General features: G+C 38.2%; 26 protein-coding genes. 1 reads left to right on the top strand and 25 read right to left on the bottom strand.

Annotated elements, in window-relative coordinates; translation table 11 throughout:
- Window positions 1-73: 73 nt before the first annotated feature.
- The 15 genes from nth to M3210_RS01230 all read right to left on the bottom strand — a co-directional run bounded on the left by nth (window position 74) and on the right by M3210_RS01230 (window position 14,687).
- Complete coding sequence (gene nth, locus M3210_RS01300) at window positions 74-727, bottom strand: endonuclease III (protein WP_251510396.1); 654 nt, start codon at window positions 725-727, stop codon at window positions 74-76.
- Between the two features lie 4 nt (window positions 728-731).
- Window positions 732-1,418, bottom strand: coding sequence for a DnaD domain-containing protein (locus M3210_RS01295; RefSeq protein ID WP_251510395.1), 687 nt, complete (start codon window positions 1,416-1,418; stop codon window positions 732-734).
- Between the two features lie 123 nt (window positions 1,419-1,541).
- Window positions 1,542-2,834, bottom strand: coding sequence for an asparagine--tRNA ligase (asnS, locus tag M3210_RS01290; RefSeq protein WP_251510394.1), 1,293 nt, complete (start codon window positions 2,832-2,834; stop codon window positions 1,542-1,544).
- Between the two features lie 25 nt (window positions 2,835-2,859).
- Window positions 2,860-4,038, bottom strand: a complete 1,179-nt coding sequence (locus M3210_RS01285) for a pyridoxal phosphate-dependent aminotransferase (protein ID WP_251510393.1) — start codon at window positions 4,036-4,038, stop codon at window positions 2,860-2,862.
- Between the two features lie 11 nt (window positions 4,039-4,049).
- Window positions 4,050-4,565 carry a cell wall elongation regulator TseB-like domain-containing protein gene (locus M3210_RS01280; RefSeq protein WP_251510391.1) on the bottom strand — a complete coding sequence of 172 codons (516 nt, stop codon included), beginning with the start codon at window positions 4,563-4,565 and terminating at the stop codon, window positions 4,050-4,052.
- A 251-nt stretch (window positions 4,566-4,816) separates the two neighbouring features.
- The gene (gene dinG, locus M3210_RS01275) at window positions 4,817-7,621 is read right to left on the bottom strand and encodes an ATP-dependent DNA helicase DinG (protein ID WP_251511090.1); all 2,805 of its coding nucleotides are present in this window, start codon (window positions 7,619-7,621) and stop codon (window positions 4,817-4,819) included.
- An 86-nt stretch (window positions 7,622-7,707) separates the two neighbouring features.
- Complete coding sequence (gene panD / locus M3210_RS01270; protein ID WP_251510389.1) at window positions 7,708-8,091, bottom strand: aspartate 1-decarboxylase; 384 nt, start codon at window positions 8,089-8,091, stop codon at window positions 7,708-7,710.
- 13 nt (window positions 8,092-8,104) lie between these two features.
- Window positions 8,105-8,953, bottom strand: a complete 849-nt coding sequence (gene panC, locus M3210_RS01265; protein WP_251510387.1) for a pantoate--beta-alanine ligase — start codon at window positions 8,951-8,953, stop codon at window positions 8,105-8,107.
- A 14-nt stretch (window positions 8,954-8,967) separates the two neighbouring features.
- On the bottom strand, window positions 8,968-9,789 hold the full coding sequence (gene panB / locus M3210_RS01260) for a 3-methyl-2-oxobutanoate hydroxymethyltransferase (RefSeq protein WP_251510385.1): 822 nt from the start codon (window positions 9,787-9,789) through the stop codon (window positions 8,968-8,970).
- Between the two features lie 19 nt (window positions 9,790-9,808).
- Entirely contained in the window at window positions 9,809-10,798 is a 990-nt protein-coding gene (locus M3210_RS01255; RefSeq protein WP_285853502.1) for a biotin--[acetyl-CoA-carboxylase] ligase, read from the bottom strand.
- A complete protein-coding gene (locus M3210_RS01250; RefSeq protein ID WP_251510381.1) occupies window positions 10,765-11,964 on the bottom strand; it encodes a CCA tRNA nucleotidyltransferase in 1,200 nt (399 codons plus the stop codon). The genes M3210_RS01255 and M3210_RS01250 overlap by 34 nt, the downstream gene beginning before the upstream one ends.
- An 18-nt stretch (window positions 11,965-11,982) precedes the next feature.
- Window positions 11,983-13,101, bottom strand: coding sequence for an N-acetyl-alpha-D-glucosaminyl L-malate synthase BshA (bshA, locus tag M3210_RS01245; protein WP_251510379.1), 1,119 nt, complete (start codon window positions 13,099-13,101; stop codon window positions 11,983-11,985).
- Between the two features lie 3 nt (window positions 13,102-13,104).
- Entirely contained in the window at window positions 13,105-13,515 is a 411-nt protein-coding gene (gene mgsA, locus M3210_RS01240; RefSeq protein ID WP_251510370.1) for a methylglyoxal synthase, read from the bottom strand.
- 21 nt (window positions 13,516-13,536) lie between these two features.
- Window positions 13,537-14,331 carry a 4-hydroxy-tetrahydrodipicolinate reductase gene (gene dapB / locus M3210_RS01235; RefSeq protein WP_251510361.1) on the bottom strand — a complete coding sequence of 265 codons (795 nt, stop codon included), beginning with the start codon at window positions 14,329-14,331 and terminating at the stop codon, window positions 13,537-13,539.
- 29 nt (window positions 14,332-14,360) lie between these two features.
- A complete protein-coding gene (locus M3210_RS01230) occupies window positions 14,361-14,687 on the bottom strand; it encodes a nucleotide pyrophosphohydrolase (RefSeq protein WP_251510351.1) in 327 nt (108 codons plus the stop codon).
- Between the two features lie 161 nt (window positions 14,688-14,848).
- On the opposite strand from M3210_RS01230, the gene M3210_RS01225 reads away from it, so the two are divergent.
- The gene (locus tag M3210_RS01225; protein WP_251510348.1) at window positions 14,849-15,715 is read left to right on the top strand and encodes a YitT family protein; all 867 of its coding nucleotides are present in this window, start codon (window positions 14,849-14,851) and stop codon (window positions 15,713-15,715) included.
- 56 nt (window positions 15,716-15,771) lie between these two features.
- On the opposite strand, the gene M3210_RS01220 is transcribed toward M3210_RS01225, so the two are convergent.
- The 10 genes from M3210_RS01220 to aroA form a co-directional block, all read right to left on the bottom strand.
- Complete coding sequence (locus M3210_RS01220; RefSeq protein WP_251510345.1) at window positions 15,772-16,446, bottom strand: zinc metallopeptidase; 675 nt, start codon at window positions 16,444-16,446, stop codon at window positions 15,772-15,774.
- A gap of 62 nt (window positions 16,447-16,508) precedes the next feature.
- Window positions 16,509-16,757: a sporulation protein YpjB gene (locus M3210_RS01215; protein ID WP_251510343.1), complete on the bottom strand. Its 249-nt coding sequence runs from the start codon at window positions 16,755-16,757 to the stop codon at window positions 16,509-16,511.
- 54 nt (window positions 16,758-16,811) lie between these two features.
- The gene (gene lhaT, locus M3210_RS01210; RefSeq protein WP_251510340.1) at window positions 16,812-17,390 is read right to left on the bottom strand and encodes a lipoprotein heptaprenylglyceryl N-acetyltransferase LhaT; all 579 of its coding nucleotides are present in this window, start codon (window positions 17,388-17,390) and stop codon (window positions 16,812-16,814) included.
- A 185-nt stretch (window positions 17,391-17,575) separates the two neighbouring features.
- The gene (locus M3210_RS01205) at window positions 17,576-18,361 is read right to left on the bottom strand and encodes a menaquinol-cytochrome c reductase cytochrome b/c subunit (RefSeq protein ID WP_251510338.1); all 786 of its coding nucleotides are present in this window, start codon (window positions 18,359-18,361) and stop codon (window positions 17,576-17,578) included.
- An 18-nt stretch (window positions 18,362-18,379) separates the two neighbouring features.
- A complete protein-coding gene (qcrB, locus tag M3210_RS01200) occupies window positions 18,380-19,054 on the bottom strand; it encodes a menaquinol-cytochrome c reductase cytochrome b subunit (protein WP_251510336.1) in 675 nt (224 codons plus the stop codon).
- Between the two features lie 4 nt (window positions 19,055-19,058).
- Window positions 19,059-19,574 carry a QcrA and Rieske domain-containing protein gene (locus M3210_RS01195; RefSeq protein WP_251510333.1) on the bottom strand — a complete coding sequence of 172 codons (516 nt, stop codon included), beginning with the start codon at window positions 19,572-19,574 and terminating at the stop codon, window positions 19,059-19,061.
- Between the two features lie 191 nt (window positions 19,575-19,765).
- Entirely contained in the window at window positions 19,766-20,227 is a 462-nt protein-coding gene (locus M3210_RS01190; RefSeq protein ID WP_251510330.1) for a YpiF family protein, read from the bottom strand.
- Between the two features lie 53 nt (window positions 20,228-20,280).
- The gene (locus M3210_RS01185) at window positions 20,281-20,853 is read right to left on the bottom strand and encodes a ReoY family proteolytic degradation factor (protein WP_251510328.1); all 573 of its coding nucleotides are present in this window, start codon (window positions 20,851-20,853) and stop codon (window positions 20,281-20,283) included.
- A gap of 13 nt (window positions 20,854-20,866) precedes the next feature.
- Window positions 20,867-22,126: a tetratricopeptide repeat protein gene (locus tag M3210_RS01180; RefSeq protein WP_251510326.1), complete on the bottom strand. Its 1,260-nt coding sequence runs from the start codon at window positions 22,124-22,126 to the stop codon at window positions 20,867-20,869.
- 575 nt (window positions 22,127-22,701) lie between these two features.
- A complete protein-coding gene (gene aroA, locus M3210_RS01175) occupies window positions 22,702-23,997 on the bottom strand; it encodes a 3-phosphoshikimate 1-carboxyvinyltransferase (protein WP_251510324.1) in 1,296 nt (431 codons plus the stop codon).
- Window positions 23,998-24,003: the final 6 nt, after the last annotated feature.

Here is a 24,003-nt window from a genome sequence, read left to right as displayed (position 1 = left end):
TTCCCTTTTTATTTACCGAGATTTCATTCATTTAATCATTACATCAAATGAAACTGCCACTTTAGCTTTAAACTTAAACGTTTATTTTTTTCATCCGTTTTTTTCCTTCTCTACATAATTCCAATAAAGGACATTCCGGACAATTTGGATTTCTTGCTTTACAATGATATCTTCCAAAAAATATTAAGCGGTGATGAGTTACAGACCATTCTTCACGCGGGACTTTCCTCATGAGGGTCTCTTCTACCTCTAAAACAGAATCTTTCCAACGGCATATGCCTAACCTTTTGGAAACTCTCTCTACATGGGTATCTACAGCTATCGCCGGCTCTCCAAATGCAATAGATGCCACGACATTCGCAGTTTTCCTCCCAACACCGGGTAGTTCCATCAGCTCTTCTTTTGTTCTTGGTACTTCACCATTATACTCATCGATTAATATCTGACATAACTTCTGGATATTTTTTGCTTTTGATCTCCATAAACCAATGGAACGAATATCCTGCTGTACTTCTTCTAATGGAACAGCAACATAATCTTCAGGTGTTTTATATTTTTTAAACAAATCTGCAGTTACCTTGTTCACTAACTTATCTGTACATTGTGCCGATAATACAACAGCAATCAACAATTCAAATGCATTTGAATGATTTAACTCTCCTTCAGCATCAGGAAACATTTCTGCAATAGTATCTAAACAGTATCTAATTTCTTTTAAATTCAGCATCTAACTAGTCTTCCCCTTCTAGCCAGTTATAATATATTGAAGTATCTCTGTTCTGCGGTTGAACCGCTTGGTTTACTTTTTGATGGCGATGGAATTGTCTGCTTGCATTACGTGCCTGCTCCACAGATTTGATTCCTTTTTTATTCCACTCTCTCAATATACGATCTATATACTTGAAATTCAATTTACCCATTAATACCGCTTCTCTAAGTCCTGCTTTAATTAAGGACGGACTTATCTTATCTTCATCAAGCCAAGCGCTGACCATCTCAATTTCAAATGGTGAAAGTGGTCTCCCGAATTCCTGTTCGAATAGAATAAATATTGTACCAGTATTATTCTCTTCCACTACTTCTTCTTTTTCCTCTTGGTATAACTTTACAAGTAATGGTTCAATGGAATATACTTCCGAAATTTGACCTTTAGCATTTTCTTTTTGTTCGATTTTCAATAAATCCTTTTGAATAAGTTTCCTTAATATATCAGAGCAATGCTCTTCATTAATCGTAAGGGGGGTTGCTAATTCGGAAGGAGTCGGAAAATGGTTCTTTTCTTTGAAAAAATGGATGAGCTGAAGTATAAGAACTACTTCTGTTTCATTTAAACCTAGTTTCGTGTAGGATGTAAGTAATTTTCCCGGGATATGTAATTGATCATGTAAAATCGCTTGAAGCGAATTGGTTTCAAACATGTAAGGACACCTCTCTATCAGTATAACACGGAATTCCGATTTTCAGGAGCAATTTAAAATCCCTTGCTCCTATATGCAAGGGATTTTAAGGTCAATCCAGCTCCAATTGGATTTCTGGATAAATTATGGATACAAACGATTTAATAGTCGAGGGAATGGGATTGTTTCACGAATATGCTCCACTCCTGACAACCAAGCTACTGTACGTTCTAATCCTAGACCAAAACCTGAATGTGGTACACTTCCGTATTTACTTAACTCCAGATACCATTCATATGCAGGGCCAGTTAGACCATGCTCCTCATAACGCTGTTTCATTAAGTCATAATCAGCGATTCGCTCGGATCCACCGATGATTTCACCATACCCTTCCGGTGCAATTAAATCAGCACAGAGCACTACATCATCGCGCTCCGGATGTGGTTTCATATAGAAGGCTTTAATATCTTTCGGGTAGTTTGTAATGAATACAGGACTGTCAAAGCTTTCTGCAATTGCGGTTTCATGTGGCGCACCAAAGTCCTCGCCCCATTCGATATCGTTAAAGCCTTTTTCCTTTAATAATTCAATCGCTTCATCATATGTGATTCTCGGGAATGGCGTTTTAATATTTTCTAACTTGGATAAATCTCTACCTAATACGCCTAATTCTAATTTACAGTTCTTCAATACGGATTCAACAAGAAATGCGACGTAATTCTCCTGAACAACTAAGCTTTCGTCATGTTCTACAAAAGCCATTTCAGGCTCAATCATCCAAAATTCAATTAAATGCCTGCGTGTTTTGGATTTTTCAGCCCGGAAAGTCGGACCGAACGAAAATACTTTACCTAAGGCCATTGCAGCAGCTTCCATATACAACTGTCCGCTTTGTGACAAATAAGCATCTTCATCGAAATATTTCGTATGGAATAATTCTGTTGTGCCTTCTGCAGAAGAGGCAGTCAGTATTGGTGGGTCGACTTTTACAAATCCTTGATCATTAAAGAATTCATAAGTTGCTCGAATAATTTCATTACGGACTTTCATAATTGCATGTTGTTTCTTAGAACGTAACCACAAATGACGATGGTCCATTAAAAATTCTGTACCATGCTCTTTTGGAGTGATTGGATAATCTTCCGCAACGTGAATCACTTCCAGATCGGACACTTGCATTTCAAATCCGAAAGGTGAACGTTTATCCTCCACAATTTTTCCTGTAATGTAGATTGAAGTTTCTTGGGTTAAATTTTTAGCCGCTTGAAATACTTCTTCTGATACATCACTTTTTACGACTACCGCTTGCATAAAGCCTGTACCATCACGCAATTGTAAAAACGCGATTTTTCCACTTGAACGTTTGTTTGCAAGCCATGCGCCAATCGTTACTTCTTTTTCATTGTAATCTGGTGCTTGTGAAATTGTAATTTTCATCTTATTACCTCCATAATGCCGTCGTCTAGTGATTTTCGACAAATCGCTTAATACGTTTTGCCGCTTCTTTTATGTCTTCAATCGAAAGTGCATAAGATACCCTTACATAATCAGGTGCTCCAAACCCTGAACCAGGCACTAATGCAACCTTTTCTTCTTCTAATATAGCTGTTACCCATGCATCAACGGAATCAAAGCCATTCTTCTCAACCGCTTCAGAAACGTTCGGGAATAAATAAAATGCTCCTTTTGGCTTCACGCAATGTATCCCTGGTATCTCACCGATTAAACGATAAAATAATTCTAATCTCTCAGCAAAAATATCTTTCATTTTTGTCACTTCATTCTCATCTAATGAAAGTGCAGCAACAGATGCATATTGCGCAATGGACACCGGATTGGATGTCGAGTGGGAAGCAACGTTTTTCATGGCTTTAATAATTTTTTCATCTCCCGCAGCATATCCTATTCTCCAGCCTGTCATTGCATAAGTTTTTGAAACTCCATTTATAATAACTGTTTGTTTCTTTAGCTCTGGACTTAAACTGGCTATAGATACATGAGGTTGATCGGAATATATCAGCTTTTCATAAATTTCATCTGAGATAATAACTATACCATATTTCAAACAAACTTCTCCAAGTTTACGAAGCTCTTCCTCGGTATACATCATTCCTGTTGGGTTACTTGGAGAGTTGATGATAAGTGCTTTCGTTTTACTGCTGATCGCTTTTTCCAAGTCTTCAGGTTGCAGTTTAAATTCATTTTCCTCCGCTGTATCCAATATGACTGGAACGCCTTGAGCTAATTTGACTTGTTCAGGATAACTTACCCAATATGGTGCTGGGATGATTACTTCATCTCCCTCATTCAAAAGAACTTGAAAGACGGAATAAAGAGCATGCTTTGCCCCTAACGTAACGATTATTTCGTTTTTATTATAAGATAATTGATGGTCTTGCTGGAACTTATTCTGAACAGCAGTTATTAATTCAGAAATACCACCAGTTGGGGTGTATTTTGTATGACCTGCCTGCATCGCCTCCACAGCAGCATCTCTGATCTGCACTGGAGTGTTGAAATCAGGTTCACCAGCCCCTAACCCGATAATGTCGTATCCTTGTTTTTTTAATTCATTTGCTTTAGCTGTAATCGCTAATGTAGATGAGGGAGTAATTGTTTTGACCCGATTTGCTAATTCCATCCATTTACCTCCTAATTAAACTGTCTTAAATAGCGGATATCTTCATAGTGGGAGCCGTCATAAATAGAGCGATAATCAAATACATAGTGATTTTCCTCATCATAGTATACGAGTTCCCATAATAGTTCGTTATCCAATAAAGCCGGAGTTGCTTTCACTAATTGGCATGACGGGCATTCAGACTGCCACATACCGATCATCTTAGATTCAGGAAGAATTTCATCCGCATCCACGGTAGTCAGTTGCTTTTCACTGCCTGCCAACGGGTAGAAAATAATTTTTTCGCTTCCATCTTCTGTTTTTCCGTATACTACATGATAGGCTTGTTCACCATTAAATTTTTCAATTTTTTCAATGTCCGTAATCGAAGTTTGTTGAATTAAATCCCTTTGTGTCTTACTGAATCCTTTAGTTCTTTCTTCGTTTAAATCCATGTATAAAAAGATACCATATATTACAAGAGAAATAAATAAGATACTGAAGATTAACAGGCTATTTCGCAACCATCTGCGATTCATTTTCGTCATTTTAACATCTCACACCTTTACAATGACTTACTTCCTAAAATCTTCCTATAATTTTATCAAAATTTACTAGCCATAGTACAATTAGAAATGTGAACAATATAGATAGTAAATTGTTTAAAGCCGTGTTTATTTACAGCCTTATCCTGCACTGATAAATGCCACGGCTATAAGCAAATTACCAAAATTCACTTGCTCATACCACCTGCACACCACTTATTATGCTACTGTATCTCTATACAGTAGCATCTTTTTTAAAACCATTCTTTTGCTTTAGAAAGCAGCGCATGGGTTGAGTCATAATGAACAGGGACATCAGGAATCGATTCTGTGAAGTACTTTCCATAGCGTGCCTTCACAATCCTCGCATCACAAATAAATACAATACCCCGATCACTTGTGGAGCGGATTAACCGGCCAAATCCCTGCTTGAATTTAATAACAGCATTAGGTAATGACAGCTCCATGAATGCATTTTTATGATTTTCTTTTATTTCTAAAGCTTTTGCTTCATATACCGGATGATCCGGCGGTTGGAATGGTAAACGGACAATCACCAGGCAGGAAAGATCCTTTCCAGGTATGTCAACCCCTTCCCAGAAGGAACTTGTTCCTAACAAGATAGAGCGTTCGAAGCTTTGAAAATTCTTCTTCAATCTAGCTCTGCTACCGCTTGTAATTCCTTGTCCGATAAGCATGTATTTTTCTTCCGTCATTATTTCCTTCAATAACTTGTACGATTTTCTCAACATATCATACGAAGTGAATAAAACGAGCATCCTTCCATCAGTGACTTCTGCCAATGATAGAATCGCCTCACTCGTAGCATAAATGTAATCATCCATGTTGCCATATTTGATATCTGGAAAATCATTCGGTACTAAAACCTGAACTTGGTCTTTAAATGAGAATGGCGAGTTTATTCTTTTCGTAATCAGCCGGTCCTCAGTCAAACCAAGTTGTTGTATGATAAACTGGAAAGAATTTCTCATCGTTAAAGTAGCACTTGTCAATACAACACTATCCTTCTTAACGAACAGTTCATCATTAAGTAATTGGGATACTGACGTTGGCTCACTATACAAATACACGGCTTGATTAGAGCCCTTTGTATCAATTTCAATCCATTGTACATGATTGATATCGGGCTTTGGCAAAAATAATAGTTGCAATTGATCGATTTGCATCTTAAGCCGCTCAATCATTTGAAGAATTTCCTGCTTATCATACTTATTATAATTCGTCGCTTTTTCGAGGGTCGAGTCGAGTGTCGATAGAAAATGGACCAAGTCACGATAGTAAAAGATAATTCGGTTAACCATCTCAATAATGGTATCCCAATCCTTTTCATCAATTTCATTTTTACTGAAACGGAATTGAATTCTTCCTACATCACTTAAAGATTTATCATTTTTACGCTGTTTTTGAACGAAATGATATAAGTAATGAAAAAGCTCATCAAGTTCATATTTTGTATCATCCATCAATTGATCCCACTTATCAAACCCGATATGTTCAAGCGAATCTTTATACTTACCGATAACTTGATTCAGCATACGATTCTCTTCATAGCGACCAATTTGATTTAAAGTAAAGTGCATGGATATATTATCCAACTTGAGACCATAATGATGTGCGGCCGTTGTCTCTAAATGATGTGCTTCGTCGATGATTAATTTATCGTATGTAGGCAAAAATTGATAATCATTAAACATGTCCGTACACAGTAAAGCATGGTTGGTTATAATGAGATCTGCACGTTGCGCACGACGTTTCGCTCTCGTATAGAAAGAATAACTGAACCACGGTGAAGTGACATCCAGCCGTCTTTCGGAATCAGCGGAGATACGATTAAAAAAGTTATATCCACTAGATGGCAGCTGAATCTCATCAATATCTCCTGTAACAGTTTCTGTTAACCAGACAAGGAGAATTGCTTTTGTCAAGATGATATCGTAATTGTCCCGCTCCTTAGAATTTAATTCATGAGCAAAACGTTCCAGACTCAAATAGTGGTTTCTTCCTTTTAAAACCATTGCTTCAATTGGGAAATCCACTAAGTTCTTCACTAGAGGAATTTCTTCTTCCAACAACTGTGTTTGAAGTTGTGTCGTATATGTGCTGATAATAATGCGTTTCTTTTGTTGAACAGACTCATACAAAGCTGGAAGAAGGTATGCGAGAGATTTACCAGTGCCAGTTTCTGCTTCAATTAATGCATGTTTTTTCATTTGAAATGCATCATATATGGTTTCTGACATTTCCCGCTGGCCAGTTCTTTTCTCGTACGATTTAAGATTGTTTTCCAACGCGCCATTTTCCTCATAAATCTGGTCTAAATATTCACCAAAAGAAGTCTTCATCTGTACCTCTTCTCTTGGAGAGTCCTCAGTTAATTTGAAAGCAAGCCCTTGGTACGTAATAAACTCTTCATCTCTAACTTCTAATTCAGCCTGTTCCATCGCTTGCTGCAGCAAATCGTGAAGGTCAGACTTGAGCATTTTCTCCAATTTTGCCAGATTGGCTAGTGTTTCATAAGGCAGATTAAATAACTTCTGTTTTAATAACAGGAATATTTCTGCTGTTACATATGCGTCTGATAATGCTCGATGGGGTTCATCATGATGGATATCCAGATATTCTGCAAGCTGAGATAATTTATAGCTTGGTGCTTTCGGAAACAGGATTCGTGAAAGTTCCACTGTATCGATGACTGGATTTTTTAGAATCATTCTTCCACTATTTTTCAATTCCGCATTTAGAAATCCCAAATCAAAAGGCACGTTATGGGCAATCAGGTAACCGTCTTGAAATAGGTCGATGACTTTATCTGCTTTATCGGAAAATGCAGGTGCATCTTTCACATCTTCATTTGTTATATTTGTAAGGCTTGTAATAAATGGAGGAATGTCCTTATCTGGATTCAATAAAGTATTTCGTTTATCGACAATTGTATTATCCTCTATTGTAACCATACCAATTTCTATAATTTTATCCTCATTTTCAGGTGAATGTCCTGTAGTTTCTAAATCAATGACAACAAATTTATTCAATTCCACACCTCCATCCCTTCTATTATATACAGCATTCATACGAAAAGAAAACTCTTATCTTCAGTAGGATAAGAGTTTTATATGATCTGGAGTCACATTTCGGTGGTCGCCGGTTCTTCATGAATCAATTCTTCAATTTCATTATTCTCGTTCATTATTGCAACTACTGGCTGAAAAGATGCTAATTCACTTTCAGCAATCATTGCATAAGAAACGATGATAACTACATCATCCGGTTGCACCAGCCTGGCTGCCGCTCCATTCAAACATATAATTCCAGTCCCTCTGTCGCCGGGGATTACGTACGTTTCAAGCCTTGCTCCATTATTATTATTTACTACTTGAACCTTTTCATGGGGCAAAATATTAACTTGCTCCATAATATCTAGGTCAATTGTGATACTCCCAACGTAATTCAAATTTGCCTCAGTTACTCTAGCACGATGTATTTTACTTTTCATCATAGTGCGAAACATGAATATTTCCCCCTCAACCTTCTGCTTCTATAATCAAATTATCGATTAATCTCGCATTTTTAAACTGAACGGCGACAGCTAAGATGACTCGCCCCTTAATGGTTTGAATGTACTTTAATGCAGGGTAACTTAATACCTCTACATAATCAATCTCTCCCGAAGAATGATGTTCAATATGATGTTTCACTTTTGAAATGACAACTGAGGGGTCTTTTTCTCCATTTACGACCAGTTTATTTCCTTCTCGTAATGCCTGGTACAAATGAACAGCATTCGCTCTTTCTTCTTTTGTTAACCGCACATTTCTGCTGCTTTTAGCCAAACCATCTTCTTCCCTTACTGTTGGCACGCTGACGAGTTCAACAGGGAAATTGAGTTCAGTGATCAAGGCATCGACTACAGCAACTTGCTGAGCATCCTTCTTCCCAAAATAAGTACGGTCAGGCTGGACGAGATGAAACAGCTTGGTCAGGACGGTAATCACACCATCAAAATGCCCTGGGCGGGAACGTCCACATAATACGTCTACCCGATCGGTAATCTTCATGCTGACCATTGGTTCATTTGGATACATTTCTGTCACTTCAGGAACAAACAAATAATCAACGCCTGCTTCCTTGGCTTTTGCTATATCTCTTTCTTCATTGCGTGGATACGCATCATAATCTTCATTCGGCCCAAATTGTAAAGGATTTACAAAGATGCTTGCAATGACGATATCGTTTTCCCTAGCTGCTTTGATTAAACTGATATGCCCCTCATGTAAATAGCCCATCGTTGGAACAAAACCAATTGATTTATTTTGTTTCTTATGTTGCGTTGCAATATCCTGGATTTCTTTTGCTTTACGAATGACTTTCATATTCTTCACCCTAATTATTCTAAAATGGAACGGTCTTTAAGTAGGAAAGAATATTCCTCACTTGGGAAAGTTCCACCTTTCACATCATTTACATAATTTGTAATGGCTTCTACCCCAGCTCCATTAAAGTCAGCATAGGTTTTTACGAATTTGGGTAACCGATCGACACCATACTGCATCACATCATGATAAACAAGAACTTGACCATCACAATGAACACCAGCCCCAATTCCGATAGTAGGTATATCAATTTCATTAGTGATCACCTCAGCTAATTCAAGGGGAACACACTCCAACACTAGTGCAATCGCTCCAGCTGATGCTACTGCTTTGGCATCCTCGATTAATTGCTTAGCAGTTTCTTTATCTCTCCCTTGAACTTTATAACCACCAAGTACATTAAAGGTCTGCGGAGTAAGGCCTAAATGTGCCACTATTGGAATTCCTGCATCTTGTAAACGTTTAATTAAGGTTATATTCTCCTTAGAACCACCTTCAATTTTTAATGCTTGAGCATTTGTTTCCTGGAATAAGGCAGCGGCATTTTTAAGTGATTCTTCTAAGGAAACATGATAAGACATGAAAGGCATATCCACCACGACGAATGTGTTCGGAGCACCCCTTCTTACCGCTTTACCATGGTGGATCATATCTTCTAGCTTTACTTGTACAGTGCTATCATAACCCAATACGACGTTACCTAATGAATCACCTACTAAAATCATATCAATACCAGCAGCCTCAGCCTGTTTTGCTGCTGGATAATCATAAGCAGTGATCATCGTTATTCTATCGGTTTCTTTCTTCATTTTTAACAAATCAAGTGTTGTTTTCAATTGAGTTCTCCCCCCATGTTTATTCAAACCAATGGATTTCTCCTGAATATAATTTTTCCTTTTCTCCCAATGAGTTAATGATTAACAGTGCCCCGTCTTCAGCGATACCATGGAATACAGCTTCTGTATCCCCTTTTGGAGTCGTTATTTTTATCTTCTCACCAAGCTTAAACCCATAACTTTCCCATTTTTGTTTTACTTCGGTGAAGCCGTCTTTAACATACTTATCAAATGATACTTCGAATTCATTTAAAAATTGTTGAATAATCATTTGCGTCGACCAAGATTTTCCTGTCTCATGATATAAAGAAGTAGCCTGATAGGAAAATGATTCTGGTAATTCAACATTGGAGTGATTAATGTTCAACCCTACTCCGATGACAATGTATTGAATTCTGTCTTGTTCTGCTTGCATCTCGGTCAATATCCCTGCGATTTTTTTCTTATTTAATAAGATATCATTCGGCCATTTGATCATCGGTTCCACTTGAGTATATTTTTTCAATACATCAGCAAGCACTGTAGCAGTAAGCAAAGTCAACTGTGGTGCTTGTTGAGGCAATATCATCGGACGAAGAAGCATACTAAGCCACATTCCTTTTTTATCTGCAGAATGCCATTGACGATTCATTCTCCCCCGGCCCATTGTTTGCTCATCCAAAATGGCGACAGTTCCGTGCTTTGCTCCTTCTTGTGCAGCTTGATGAATCAAGAGCTGAGTTGAAGGTCCAGATTCTTTATGAATGATGGTATGTCCTAACCAACTAGTTTCCAATCCCCACTTAATCGTATTTTCGCTCACTTTGTCTGGTTGCTTTAGTATTCGATAGCCTTTTCTTGGTACACCTTCAACAACATACCCATCTTTTTCGAGAGCTTTCATATGTTTCCAAACACTATTTCTAGATATTTCTAAAATTCTTGAAATCTCTTGACCGGAAATAAAATTATCTTTGTTTTCGGAGAGTATTTGAATTAATTTGTTTCTATTGGATTCCACTTTAACCATTCCTTTATTTCATCATACTGATTATGGACTTTCCCTGTAACGACAGCCTCTTCAATCTTGTCCAGCGTCTGCTTTATCCAGGAACCCCTTTTTCTGTCTGGGAAAAATGATAAAAGATGGTTACCGTTTATCTTCAGTTCGCTTCTCGATTGGATAGGCAGCTTTTCTTTGGCATGATGAAGTTCGGTCAAACTGATTTGTACATTAAATATTGAATCTACTAATCGAATAAATGATTTCATTCCTTCTTCATTCAGTCGGTAGATTGTCATTTCATCCAGTCCATTGGCTTCATATCTTTTTATGTCTGAACAAAGCATGTCAGCCATCCTTTTCGTATGGTTTGAACATTTCCAAGCTTTCACCCATTGTTGAATAGAGATTTCAGGAAACCGAAACTGAAAATAAGCAATTACTTCTGCGAATGTATGTAATGGTTTCATCTCTTCTGGAAGTTCATTAATCAAGCCAGGATGGTCTTTAAAAATAGGTAACACATCACTTATTTTTGTTTTTACTAAATAATTGATTCCATTCTTGATACTATCTCCAGCGAAAAAAAGCTCCATTTCTTTTGTGATTCTTTCAATCGAAATATCCAAGATGGCTTGTTTTGAGGCAACCATTGCATCATAGGTACGTTCTTCAATTTGAAAGCCAAGTTGGCTAGAGAATCGGAGGGCACGAATAATCCGTAGTGCATCTTCGTTGAAGCGCTCCCTTCCGTTCCCTACTGTCCGTATCAACCTGTTTTCCAAATCATTTTTGCCGCCAAATAAATCAATGATATTGCCTTCTTTATCCATTGCCAGTGCATTCATCGTAAAATCACGACGTTCTAAGTCCTGCTCTATATTCCTGATGAATTCCACGTGATCTGGGTGTCTCCCGTCTGAATAATCCCCTTCAGTACGAAATGTTGTAACTTCATAGGATTCTTTCTCAAAACGTACAATCACTGTGCCGTGCTCAATTCCGACTGGAATGACATTTGGAAAGATTTGCTGTATTTCACTAGGTGTAGCAGAGGTAGTAATATCAATATCTTTGATTGGCCGCTGTAATATCAAATCCCGTACACAGCCACCGACAAAGTATGCTTCATGATTATGCTCTTCAATTTTTTCCAGTAGAGGTATAACTCTTAAAAATTGTTTGGTTAACATGCTATCACCGTTATTCTCTCAATTTAGTAGATCTTTATATAAATTTATATATTGTTCCAAAATAATCTCTGATTGAAACCTTTCCTTGACTGACCTGATAGCAGCCACTGATAGTTGCTTTTGGTAATCAGAATCAGTAAGCATGGACAAAGCATGTGCAGCTGCAGCATCCGTATCGCCCTTGTCTACAATAAACCCTGTTTCTCCATGGACAATCACTTCTGGAATACCACCGACATCTGTCCCAATACAAGGTACACCGCAAGCCATCGCCTCTAATAAAACAAGACCGAAGCTTTCTTTCTCAGATAGTAAGAGCAGCAAATCACTAATCGCCAGTAAATCACTAATATTATTCTGCTTTCCTAAAAATAGGACGTGATCTTCAAGGTTTAATTCTTTAACTAGCTTCTTTGCGTTAGAATACTCCGGACCATCACCAATGAGTAATAACTTTGTTGGTGTTTGTTTATTTATTTTATAAAAGGTTTGAATGATATCCGGAACCCTTTTTACTTTGCGGAAATTGGATATATGAATAATGACTTTTTCTTCTGGCTTGATGTTAAATTGCTGTTTCATTAATGGTGCTTCGTACGGATAATATTCTTTTTCATTCACAAAATTATAGATGACAGAAATTGGTTTTACCGTTTCTATCATCTCTTGTGTCTGTTTTGCTAAACTTTCCGATACACTTGTGACAGCATCAGATTTTTCAATACCATACCGGATCATTTTCTTAAATGTATCATCAATGCCTAATACAGTGATGTCCGTACCATGTAAGGTAGTAACAACTTTCACTTTATGTTCGGCAATATCCCTGGCAAGAATGGCACAAATCGCATGTGGTATGGCATAATGCACATGAAGAATATCTAATTTCTCTTGGTCGATAATTTCTGCCATTTTAGACGCTAGTGCCAAATCATATGGTGGATATTGAAACACAGGGTAATGATTGACTTCAACCTGATGGAAAAAGATCTTTGGGTGGATTTTATCTAACCTAAAGGGCAAGTCTGAAGTAATGAAATGGATTTCATGCCCATTCTCAGCCAACAGCTTACCTAATTCCGTTGCGATAATTCCTGATCCACCTACAGATGGGTAACAAGTTATTCCGATTTTCATTTATTATTTTTTATCCTTTGCTTTAATAATTTCTCGCCACTTAAAGTCGCCCCGTTCCAAACCATGGATAAATATCTCCGCTGCAGCCAAGTTTGTCGCTAAAGGTATATGATAGACATCACATAATCGCATAAGTGCTGTCACATCAGGTTCGTGTGGTTGTGCTGTTAAAGGATCACGGAAGAAAATAACCATATCCATTTCGTTATTTGCAATCAAAGCACCAATTTGCTGATCACCGCCGAGTGGGCCTGACTGAAATCGATGTATGGAAAGCTCTGTAGCTTCTGATATAAGCTTTCCAGTTGTTCCGGTAGCGAATAATTCATGCTCGTTCAGGATATATTCATAGGCTATTGCAAAATTTATCATATCTTCTTTTTTCTTATCGTGAGCAATTAATGCGATTTTCATTGCGTATAACCTCTTTTCTCTCTATAATATGTTCTCCAAACCGTATACAAGTTCGTCCAATTCCATCACTTTATAAATGGATGTTTTAATGCCATCCATGAAAGACTCACGATTTAACGAATCATGTTTAATTGTAAATAATTGTCCAGGACCTCCGAATATAACTTCCTGATGAGCGACTAGCCCTGGCAAACGGACACTATGAATGTGCATGCCATCAATCTCGGCACCACGTGCACCTGCAAGTTCTTCTCTTTCATTTGGATGTCCTTGTTTTTTCTCTGTTCTTGACTTACGAATCATTTCAGCAGTTTTTACAGCTGTTCCTGATGGGGCATCGACTTTTTGGTCATGATGCATTTCAATAATCTCTACATCTGGGAAATACTTCGCAGCCATTTGAGAAAACTTCATCATGAGTATTGCACCGATTGCAAAGTTAGGGGCGATGATACAACCAACTTTACGTTCTAATGCAATAGCTTTTAATTCTTGGACACTTTCCTCAGAGAAACCAGAAGTTCCGATTACCGGTCGGACATGATGTTCAAGTGCAAGTTTTGTATGTAAGAATCCTGTTTCAGGACTTGTCAAATCGATGAAGACATCTGCGTCCACTTTTGCAAAACATTCTTCAGGTTCAACAAATATAGGCACTGCAGCATGGGTATGTTCGGAGACATCTTTAAGGAATTTCCCTTCATTCTTTCGATCGATTACAGCAACTAGATTGAAATCTGGAACTTGATCAATCATTTTTATAGCTTCGTTCCCCATTTTCCCTCTCGGGCCTGCTAATATAATGTTAATTGTCATTGACGTTTCACCTCATAAGTTGTTTAAGATTATTTCTTTGTCCATCTATCTTTATCACGTGTTTCAAATTTCGACATCGATTGCTCGAAGGTGTCAGATAAATCAATATTAAGCGAATTGGCGAAACTTGCAAGTACAAAGAGACAATCACCAATTTCTTCTTCGATAGTCTTTTCTCTTTCTGTTGATTTTTTTGGTTTTTCTCCGTAATGGTGGTTTACTTCACGGGCAAGCTCCCCTACTTCCTCCGTTAACCTTGCAATCATTGCCAGCGGTGAAAAGTAACCCTCTTTAAACTGGCTAATATAATTATCCACTCGTTCTTGGATTTCTTTGGTCGTATAGCTTTGCTCCATCGTGTTCGATCTCCTTTATCCACATCAATTGCTTATCTTTCATGTTAGCTAACCTTTCGCATTTTGACAAACTTTTTCTTTAGAATATCATTAAATTGTTCTCCTTGGGTAAAATGATTATAATTGATATACCTACTCTTGATCGAAAGGAGATAACTCATGTGCTGTTTGGTCTAAGAATCAAGAGCATTATATTCATCTTATTGGGAGCCGCAATCTACTCCTTTGGGATAGTTCATTTTAATATGCAAAATAACCTCGGTGAAGGCGGATTTACCGGAATTACACTTTTATTGTACTTTTTATGGAAATTTGACCCAGCAATCACAAATATACTGTTAAACATCCCGGTATTTCTGATCGGCTGGAAACTGTTAGGTAGAAATACTTTCATATATACTCTTATCGGAACCTCTGCAGTTTCCCTATTTTTAGCGATATTTCAACGATATCAATTTGATATACAACTGGAAAATGATATGATGTTGGTCGCTTTATTTGCAGGTGTATTTATTGGGGTTGGTCTTGGAATCATCTTCCGGTACGGAGGCACAACCGGAGGAGTAGACATCATTGCGCGTTTAGCTAATAAATATCTTGGTTGGAGTATGGGCAACACCATGTTTTTATTTGACTTCCTAGTCATTACTTCTTCTGTTTTATTAATCTTGGAACTTGATCAAGGAATGTATACGCTAGTTGCTGTTTATGTGGGTGCACGGGTACTTGATGTTATTCAAGAAGGGGCCTATCTTGCAAAAGGGGCAACGATCATTTCTGAGAAAAGCGAACAGATAGCAAAAGAAATCCAAAAAATGGATCGGGGAGTTACTGTCTTGAAAGGTCGAGGAAGTTTTACCGGAGCAGAGCGAGACGTACTCTACTGTGTTGTGGCGAGAAATGAAATTGTCCGACTAAAAAATATCATTATCAAAGTGGACCCTCACGCCTTTATATCCATTAGCACAGTTCAGGATGTACAAGGTGAAGGCTTTACCTTGGACGAGAACAAAAAACCACTATTATAAAATTAGTAAAGGGATGACGAAAGATTCGCCATCCCTTTAATCTACATAGAGCAATACTACTCTCTACTATTTAAGAAAATTAAAATAAACCGGGCTAGTTCAAGTACTGCCACAAGTGCTGCTGCAACATAGGTTAGCGCCGCCGCATTCAACACTTTTTTCGTTTCTCTTTCCTCGTCATTTCGAATAATCCCTGTCGAGATGAGTTGCGTCATCGCACGATTGGAAGCATCAAATTCAACTGGTAAAGTTACAAGTTGGAATAATACTGCTGCCGCAAAGAAGAGTATTCCGATGAGGAAAAGGCCTGTCGCTTGAAAGAAAATACCGCCTAGTATTAGAAAAAAGGCTAGATTCGAGCCTAAGTTTGCAACTGGGACAAGGGCACTTCTGAACCGCATAAAAGCGTATTCTTCTTGGTCCTGAATTGCGTGTCCTACTTCATGGGCTGCTATTGCAGAGGATGCCATCGAACGCCCATGGTATATATCCTCAGAAAGGCGAACCACTTTAGAACGAGGGTCATAATGATCTGATAACTTACCTCTTGTTTGTTCAATGTTCACATGGTATAGTCCGTTATCATCCAGAATTTTTCTTGCCACCTCGGCACCTGTTCTTTGGGAAGAAGTTGGCTTTTTAGAATACTTACTGTATGCGGATCTAACTTTTGCTTGAGCCCATAATGGAATAATGATAAGTAAGGCTATATATATTAAGTAACCGCCCATCTTTTTCCCTCCAATATAAAAGTCTATAAGTCAATTTTAGTCAGGAATCCAAATTCAGTCAACTAATTTGTCCCGTTCCGTTCCTTTCGTTCTTGTTTGTTTTGCTTCTCTCCCTTATACTTTCTCCAACTAACATAAGATAATGTAAGGATAATAAAGCCACCAACAATTAGCAATGCTGGCAATAACGGAACTAACTCGGCATTAGTAAATAACCAATTTGGAAATGTGAAAGCATTTGCACTAGACGAAAGAATGAACGTACCAATAGCACTCGAAACCATTAATAGTAAAGCTGATGTCATTCCCATTTTAGTCACCTCACCTATTTTCATTTATATGATGAGGGACTGCCATTTATCACTCTAAGATAATATCCTAGTCTTTCTAACCGTCAACCAGTATGCAAGGAAGAGACATGCAATACTTAGCCAAAATGTAAAATAGCCTATCTCCTTCATATACTGTGTTAAAGACGAATAAATTGGCATCATTCCGAACACGTAATCAATCACATCATTATGTAACGTCCATATTCCAGCAATGACAAGATGCCTCATTTTGATTTTATAAAATGGAGCATAAAGTATGCCTTGAATTGCCATTCCTGCATGAGATAACATCAGCATGTATCCTGCTGGAGATAATGAACCTTCAACAATCAATGTCAGAACATTCATTACTACAGCCCACGTCCCGTATTTGACTAGAGTTACAAGGCCTAATGCCTCGATATACGGTACATTCTTATTGAAAAGGAAGAATAAAAGAAAAATCGTGAAAAACAAGCTGGCTGTAGGGCTGTCTGGCACAAATAATAAGTATTTATCCGGTGTAATTGATAACTGAGGAATATACCAGATATAACCATAAATTGTTCCAAAGAGGTTAACCAAAAATAATAATAAAATAAATTTCTTATCTGCAAGTATGTAATTGAACATGATATAAACCTCTCTTATTCAAGATTTTTAGATGTAATTCCACTATATACACTATACTTCCAAGTAAGCAAGCATTATAAGATAATATATGCACTTCTAACTCAATACTACAGACATAGGGAGGAGCGCAATATACAAAACACCCCTACCATCTCAAGCATGGTAGGGGTGTAATCATTCTAAAATTATTCTTCTACAGATTCATTTACAGATAAAATGAAATCAACTAGTTGCTCTAGTTCTTCATCAGATCCAGTAAACTGATCTGGTGGCATTGTGCCGATACCATTTACAGAAATATCTGCAATTTCTTCAGCACTATAGTCAATGCCAACTAATGTAGGAGCAGCTGTACCTTCTAGCTCAGCCCCATGACAAGCTAAACAACTTGTCTCGTAAACAGCATACCCTGGATGTTCTGTATCAATTTCAACTTGAACATCTGATGGCGGTACTGGAGGGTCCATTTCCGCACGGCCTTCCCAGTCTACTGGCGCAGCAGATGAATAAGTTAACCAGATAACAGAAACCAAAGCTAAAAGCATCATACCAACAGCAATTGGTCGTTGTTGGGGTCTTCTTCCTGGACCGTTATCTAAGAACGGGGCTAGGAATAGAGCACCGAATGCAATACCTGGAAGTCCAAGCATTCCTAAAATAATATAGTTTCCTGAAGCAAATTCATATTTCAATAGTTCATATAAGAATAAGAAATACCAGTCTGGCAACGGAATAAACGAAGCGTTTGTTGGATCAGCCAATCCTCCAAGCGGAGAGGGTTGCGCTAATGTAAGTATTAAAAATCCAATTAGGAATACGGCACCTGCCAACCATTCTTTTAATAAAAAGTTGGGCCAAAAAGCTTCAGTTCTGCCAGGATACTCCGAATAGTCTTTCGGGATTCTTGAGGCCGTCGGTCCCTGTTTAATTCGGGAATCACCGACAAATTTCATACCTTTCCCTCTTTGCATGTTGCTTTCCCCTCCTTTTTATAGTGGTCCAGAAATACCTTGTCTTCTAATTAAGATAAAGTGTACTGCTAATAGAGCAAACAAAGCTGCTGGTAAAAAGAATACGTGAATTGCAAAGAATCGAGTAAGTGTTTGGGCACCAACGATTGATGCATCACCAGCTAATAGAATCTTCAATTGTTCTCCGATAAATGGAACCTGTTGTGCCATTTCCAGTCCAACTTGAGTAGCGAAGAACGCTTTGTTGTCCCATGGTAATAGATAGCCTGTGAAACCTAAGCCGAGCATTACAAAGAATAGTAATACCCCTACCATCCAGTTCAATTCACGAGGCTTCTTGTATGCGCCTTGGAAAAATACACGTAATGTATGTAGTAAAAGCATGACAATTACCACACTGGCACCCCAGTGGTGCATTCCTCGAACAATTTGAGCATGAGCAACTTCAGTCTGCAAATAATAAACTGATCTCCATGCATTTTCAATATCTGGTACATAGTACATAGTCAAAAACATTCCAGATAAAATTTGGATTACAACGACGAAAAATGTCAATCCGCCAAAACAGTAAACAAAAGCAGAGAAGTGATGGGCAGGATTAACATGCTCAGGAACTTCATGATCGGCAATATCTCGCCAAATTGGCTGAAGATCGATGCGTTCGTCAATCCAATCATATATTTTCTGTAGCATCTTTTTAAGCCTCCCTGTGTGGTTTTGGATCTCCTAAGAATAGCATTCCATCCTTGATTTCCATTTCATATTCATCTAGTGGTGTCAATGGTGGTGTGCCGGGTACGTTTACACCGTTCTTATAATAGCGACCATCATGACATGGACAGAAGAATTCGTTTGGATACTTTTCGCTTCCTTCCCAAGAAACAACACAACCTAAGTGTTTACATACTGGGGAGAAAGCTACAATTTCATCATTTTCATCTTTAAAGACCCACGCAGAGCGGCTTACTTGAGATTCATACCAACCGTCCACTTGATCGACACTCCAGTCAATCCTTGTTGGTTCATTTGTAATTTCATCAACAGCGATACCAACGTTAGCTAGACCACCGCCTTCACCTGACTTCAATACAGGATCGATAGCCATTCTAACAGGAGAAATTAAAAGGCCAGCTGCCATAAATCCCCCTACACCCATAAGCGTATAATTTAAGAATTGTCTACGGGATACTTGTTGCTTTTTTTCTTCACTCATGATTTTCCCCCCTCTTTTACAATAATTAAGGACATTTATAAATTAACTTACATTACTAGGACAATACCATGATAGCGCAATCTTCTAGTTGGGTCAATAAATAACTAGAGTTACTAGAATTCTTTCCTACTTTGCTAATAAAAAACCTTTATTTGAACAATAAAATTAATTGGTGTTTCAGGCTTATAGCTTTACTGCCAATAAGAGCGGATGATTTCAGTAAGCTGCTTGACTTGATCTCGGATGATTCCCTGCGTTTCTTTTGTTCGTATATCAGCACCGTGAAGACCAGGCAACCATAATAAATTTCCATCAAGTTCTTTTTCATACTTCTTCCACGTTGCATCAAAAGTAAGCAAAATAATATGTTGGAAGGGTTGATCCTTAGCTTCAGCTATCCAATCGTTCAACCGCTGGACCTCTACTTCCTTGTTTCCTTCTTTTAAGTAGTAGTAACTAGGTATCAGCATTACTCTACCACTTAACTCCTGTTCTATTTCACTGCCGAATATCCCCATAACCTCTTGTTGAAATGCATGTTTTTCAGATTCTGCATCATCTGCCAGTTGGAATGGTATGATTGGCAATAGAATTGTGTCAATATATTCCTTGGCTTGTACATATTTCTCTAAGTCTTCTTTTCTCCACTTCATTTAAAACATTCAGCCTTTCTTTAACGGTTTTTGATATTATCAAATTACCCGATTCACGTGGAAGTCGGTTGATTCAATAGAGAAGCTTCCACCTGTTGCAGTTCTTTCGATAGTTTGTGGAACTTCTCTGGATCTCTTTCATCAAGAGCTTGGTCAATCGCTTTTATCAATAATTCTTTTTTTCTGTATTGCAAAGTATAATTGATAATTCTATCGGCTTCTACCTTATCTTCATTCGTAATGTAATCATCATTCGTTAGAAACGGATTTTCTTCAAGAATCAACGCAAACTGTGGAGATTGCTTCCAACGATAAAAGTTCAGTTCAATATACAATGGTTCCTCGGCATTTAACCGAATATCATGAAATGCTTTCTCGGGTTCGGAAGTAACCAATTGATTACGATAGAATCGAAAAGCAACTCCATCCGAACATGTACTTGAGATGACAATACTGCGAGGGCAAAATTTAGCATTCCGAACGAAATGGACATTTCTCAACACTTTATGATTACTTGCCAAATAGGTAAGTATCCAATTACTTTCCCGAGACTTCAGCTCATACTGGTTTAAAAACCAATAGATAAATGCTTTCTTTTCATGCGGCTGAATAATTGGAGTCCTCATGAATTAATCCTCCTCAATCGTCTTGGGCTTGTAGCCGAGATAAATACTCTTCGACTATATAATCATCTGGAACAAAGTTAAGGTATTTATTCAAAACATCAATAGCTTCCGAAATTAAACCTTCCTCTGTTAGAAAATAACCATATTCCTTTAAAAAGTCAGGGTCGTCACTTAAATTCTGATAAGCTTCCCGATAAGAAGAAAGTGCCTCTTTATATTTTTCTTCTTCGGTATATGCTTTTGCCAGCTCCCAATCGTATAAAGATTCAAGAGATCCGGTCGACTTGATACTAGTAATCAATTCGATAATCTCAGAATGTCTATTTCTCTCTTTCAAAAATTCCAGTAAAAAGAGGATTGCTTCCAAGTAATCAGGATCTAAAGCTATTGCTTCCCTAACATATTCCTCACTTAAACGGTCATCATTCAGCTGATGAGCAAGGTTGCCGGTGAGAAAGTACAGATGTTTATTGAAAGAATCATGTTGAAGTCCTTTCTTTGCAATCTCAAATGCTTCCGATGGCATACCTTCTTTATTTAATGCTTCTGCTAGATTCTCGTAAACCGTATGGTAATAAGGATCAATTTCAATCACTCGTTTCCATGCAGTTATCGCAATGTCATATCTCTCCGCCTGATTGGCAGTGACACCAAACTTAAAAAATTTATCTGGACTTTTATCTGACCCTGCCTCGAAGAATTCGAGTGCTTTTTCATATTCACCAACCCCGGCATAGGACTCAGCCAACCGGTCTTTTATCGAGACATCTGCTAATAAGTCATGTTCTTTCACAACTTTCTCGAAGTAAGTGACCGCTTTTATGTATTCGCCGATGGAAAAGAACAATTCTCCTAAGGCAAAGTCTATAATTATTTCGTTCGGGAGTTTTTGTTTCGCTTCAAGCAATTTCTGTTCAGCAACTTCAAAAAGCCCCTGTGCTTGATATAAGTCCGCCAATTGCACTAATGCCTGAATATAAGCCGGGTCTTCTTCTGATATATCATCAAGTAAAGATATAGCCAGCTCATCTTGTTCCTTCTCAATATAAATATCAACGAGCAGGAGCTTTACATCACTTTCGTCCGGATATTTCTGTAAAAGATCAGTCAGAATTATTTCAGCTTCATTCAATAAGCCCCATTTTAAATAAAGTTCAGCAATGGTAAATTTTTCATCATCATTTGCTTGTGGAATGTATTCCTCAAGCAAATTCAGTGCTTGATTGATATCGTTTTGTTCTACCAATTCAATTGCTTGTAAGATGGTATCCATTTCTCCATCCTTTCTTTAATAATACTGCATATAGTTTATCATAACGAAAAGTATGATTTGGTTCAATCAATAAATAAATGCTGCATAATAGAATTGAAAGCTTAACGGTTATGATCGAAGCCCGTAGTCCAAAGCCCGCCCATTTTCTTTATGCGTCTCGAGCATCTACGCAAAGGACGTGCTAATGCATACGTTGTTATCCCACGTTGCGTCCACAGTCTGCCTCGTATCACTGTTTGGTCTCACTCTCACTCCGACCTGTCCTCCTGAAGTAGTCTCGAGATATTTGGATAATTAATGTAATCGATTTTTTAACTAAATTCAATGCTGCAAATAATTAATATTTGCTGGGAACAGTCCCCGATACACCGGAGATTCCTGTGAGAGCAAAGGAATCGGTGAGACCCTGCAAGGCGCCTCGCGCGGAGGAGGCTCACCAGCCGCCCACGGAAAGCGAAGGTGTATCGGGGGCTGCGGACCGGAGTAGGATTTCTAAATTAATCAACAGTTAATTTCTAATGTTTATGAAAACCTAAAGAGAGCCAAGCTATTTGGCTCTCTTTAGGTTTTATGGTTTATTCGTTTGATGTTACTATCTTTAAATCGTCAAAAAATCTTGGGTAGGAGATGGCGATGGAAGATACGTCGTCAATAATGATTTCTTCCTCGGAAAATAAGGATGCAATAGCACCCATCATAGCCATTCTATGATCATGGTAAGCGGATATTTTGCCACCAGTTAAAGATGTCTTTCCTTCAATTATCATTCCATCGTCGGTAGCTTTTATATTCGCACCAAGTGTAGTTAGCAGCTCTACTACTGCAGCAATCCGATCCGTTTCCTTTACTCTGAGTTCTTCAGCGTCCTTAATGATTGTTCTTCCCTCAGCTTGAGTCGCTAGAAGAGCAATAATAGGAATCTCATCAATTAACCGCGGAATGATATCGCCTGAAATTTCAATCCCAGACAACGGTGCACTCTTTATCAGAATATCACCAAAAACTTCTCCGCCAACTTTTTGTTGATGGCTGATTTCCAAGTCGGCTCCCATTTTGATTAGTACATCTACGATTCCAGTACGAGTTGGATTAAGTCCAACATTCTTTAATAGAAGTGAACTATTCTGTTTCGCAGCAGCACCTGCGAGGAAAAATGCAGCCGATGAAATGTCGCCTGGAACATAAACATCTGTAGCCTTTAGATTTTGTTTCCCTTCCATTCGAATGGTGTTCCCTTCTACATGAAGGTTCACTCCAAAAGCTTCTAACATTGTTTCTGTATGGTTTCTAGTTTGAGTTAGTTCCGTAATCTTTGTTTCCCCTTCAGCAAATAAACCTGCAAGCAATAGAGCAGATTTCACTTGAGCACTTTTAACCGGAAGCTTATATTCAATAGCCTTCAGGTCTTGGCCGACAATAGCGAGGGGAAGCAAACGGGCGTTTTCTCTACCATAGATTTTTGCGTTCATCTTTGATAATGGGAGAATCACTCGATCCATCGGCCTTCCTGACAAAGAAGCATCTCCAGAAATGGTAGTGAATAAAGGTAACCCTGCAAACAAACCGATTAAAAGGCGAGCTGTCGTTCCTGAGTTGCCAAAGTATAGTGGATTTTTGGGTTCTTTGAAACTGGACGGTCCATCGCTATTTATTAAAATTGTCTCTCCATCTCGTTCGATGTCCACTCCCAATTCACGAAAAGCATCGATGGTACGCAAACAATCTTCACCATCTAAGAAGTGCCTGATTTTAGTCTGGCCTTTTGCTAAGGAGCCAAAGATGACTGCCCGGTGGGAAATTGATTTATCTCCAGGTACCTCTATCTCCCCCACAATAGGTGATGCTTGGGGTAGCAGTCTTTTTTCAGCCATACGTGC

This window comes from Oceanobacillus luteolus (genome assembly GCF_023715655.1).
Lineage (GTDB): Bacteria > Bacillota > Bacilli > Bacillales > Amphibacillaceae > Oceanobacillus > Oceanobacillus luteolus.
The sequence above is the reverse complement of the archived record's forward strand: the minus strand, read 5'-3'. Positions and strand labels throughout refer to the sequence as shown.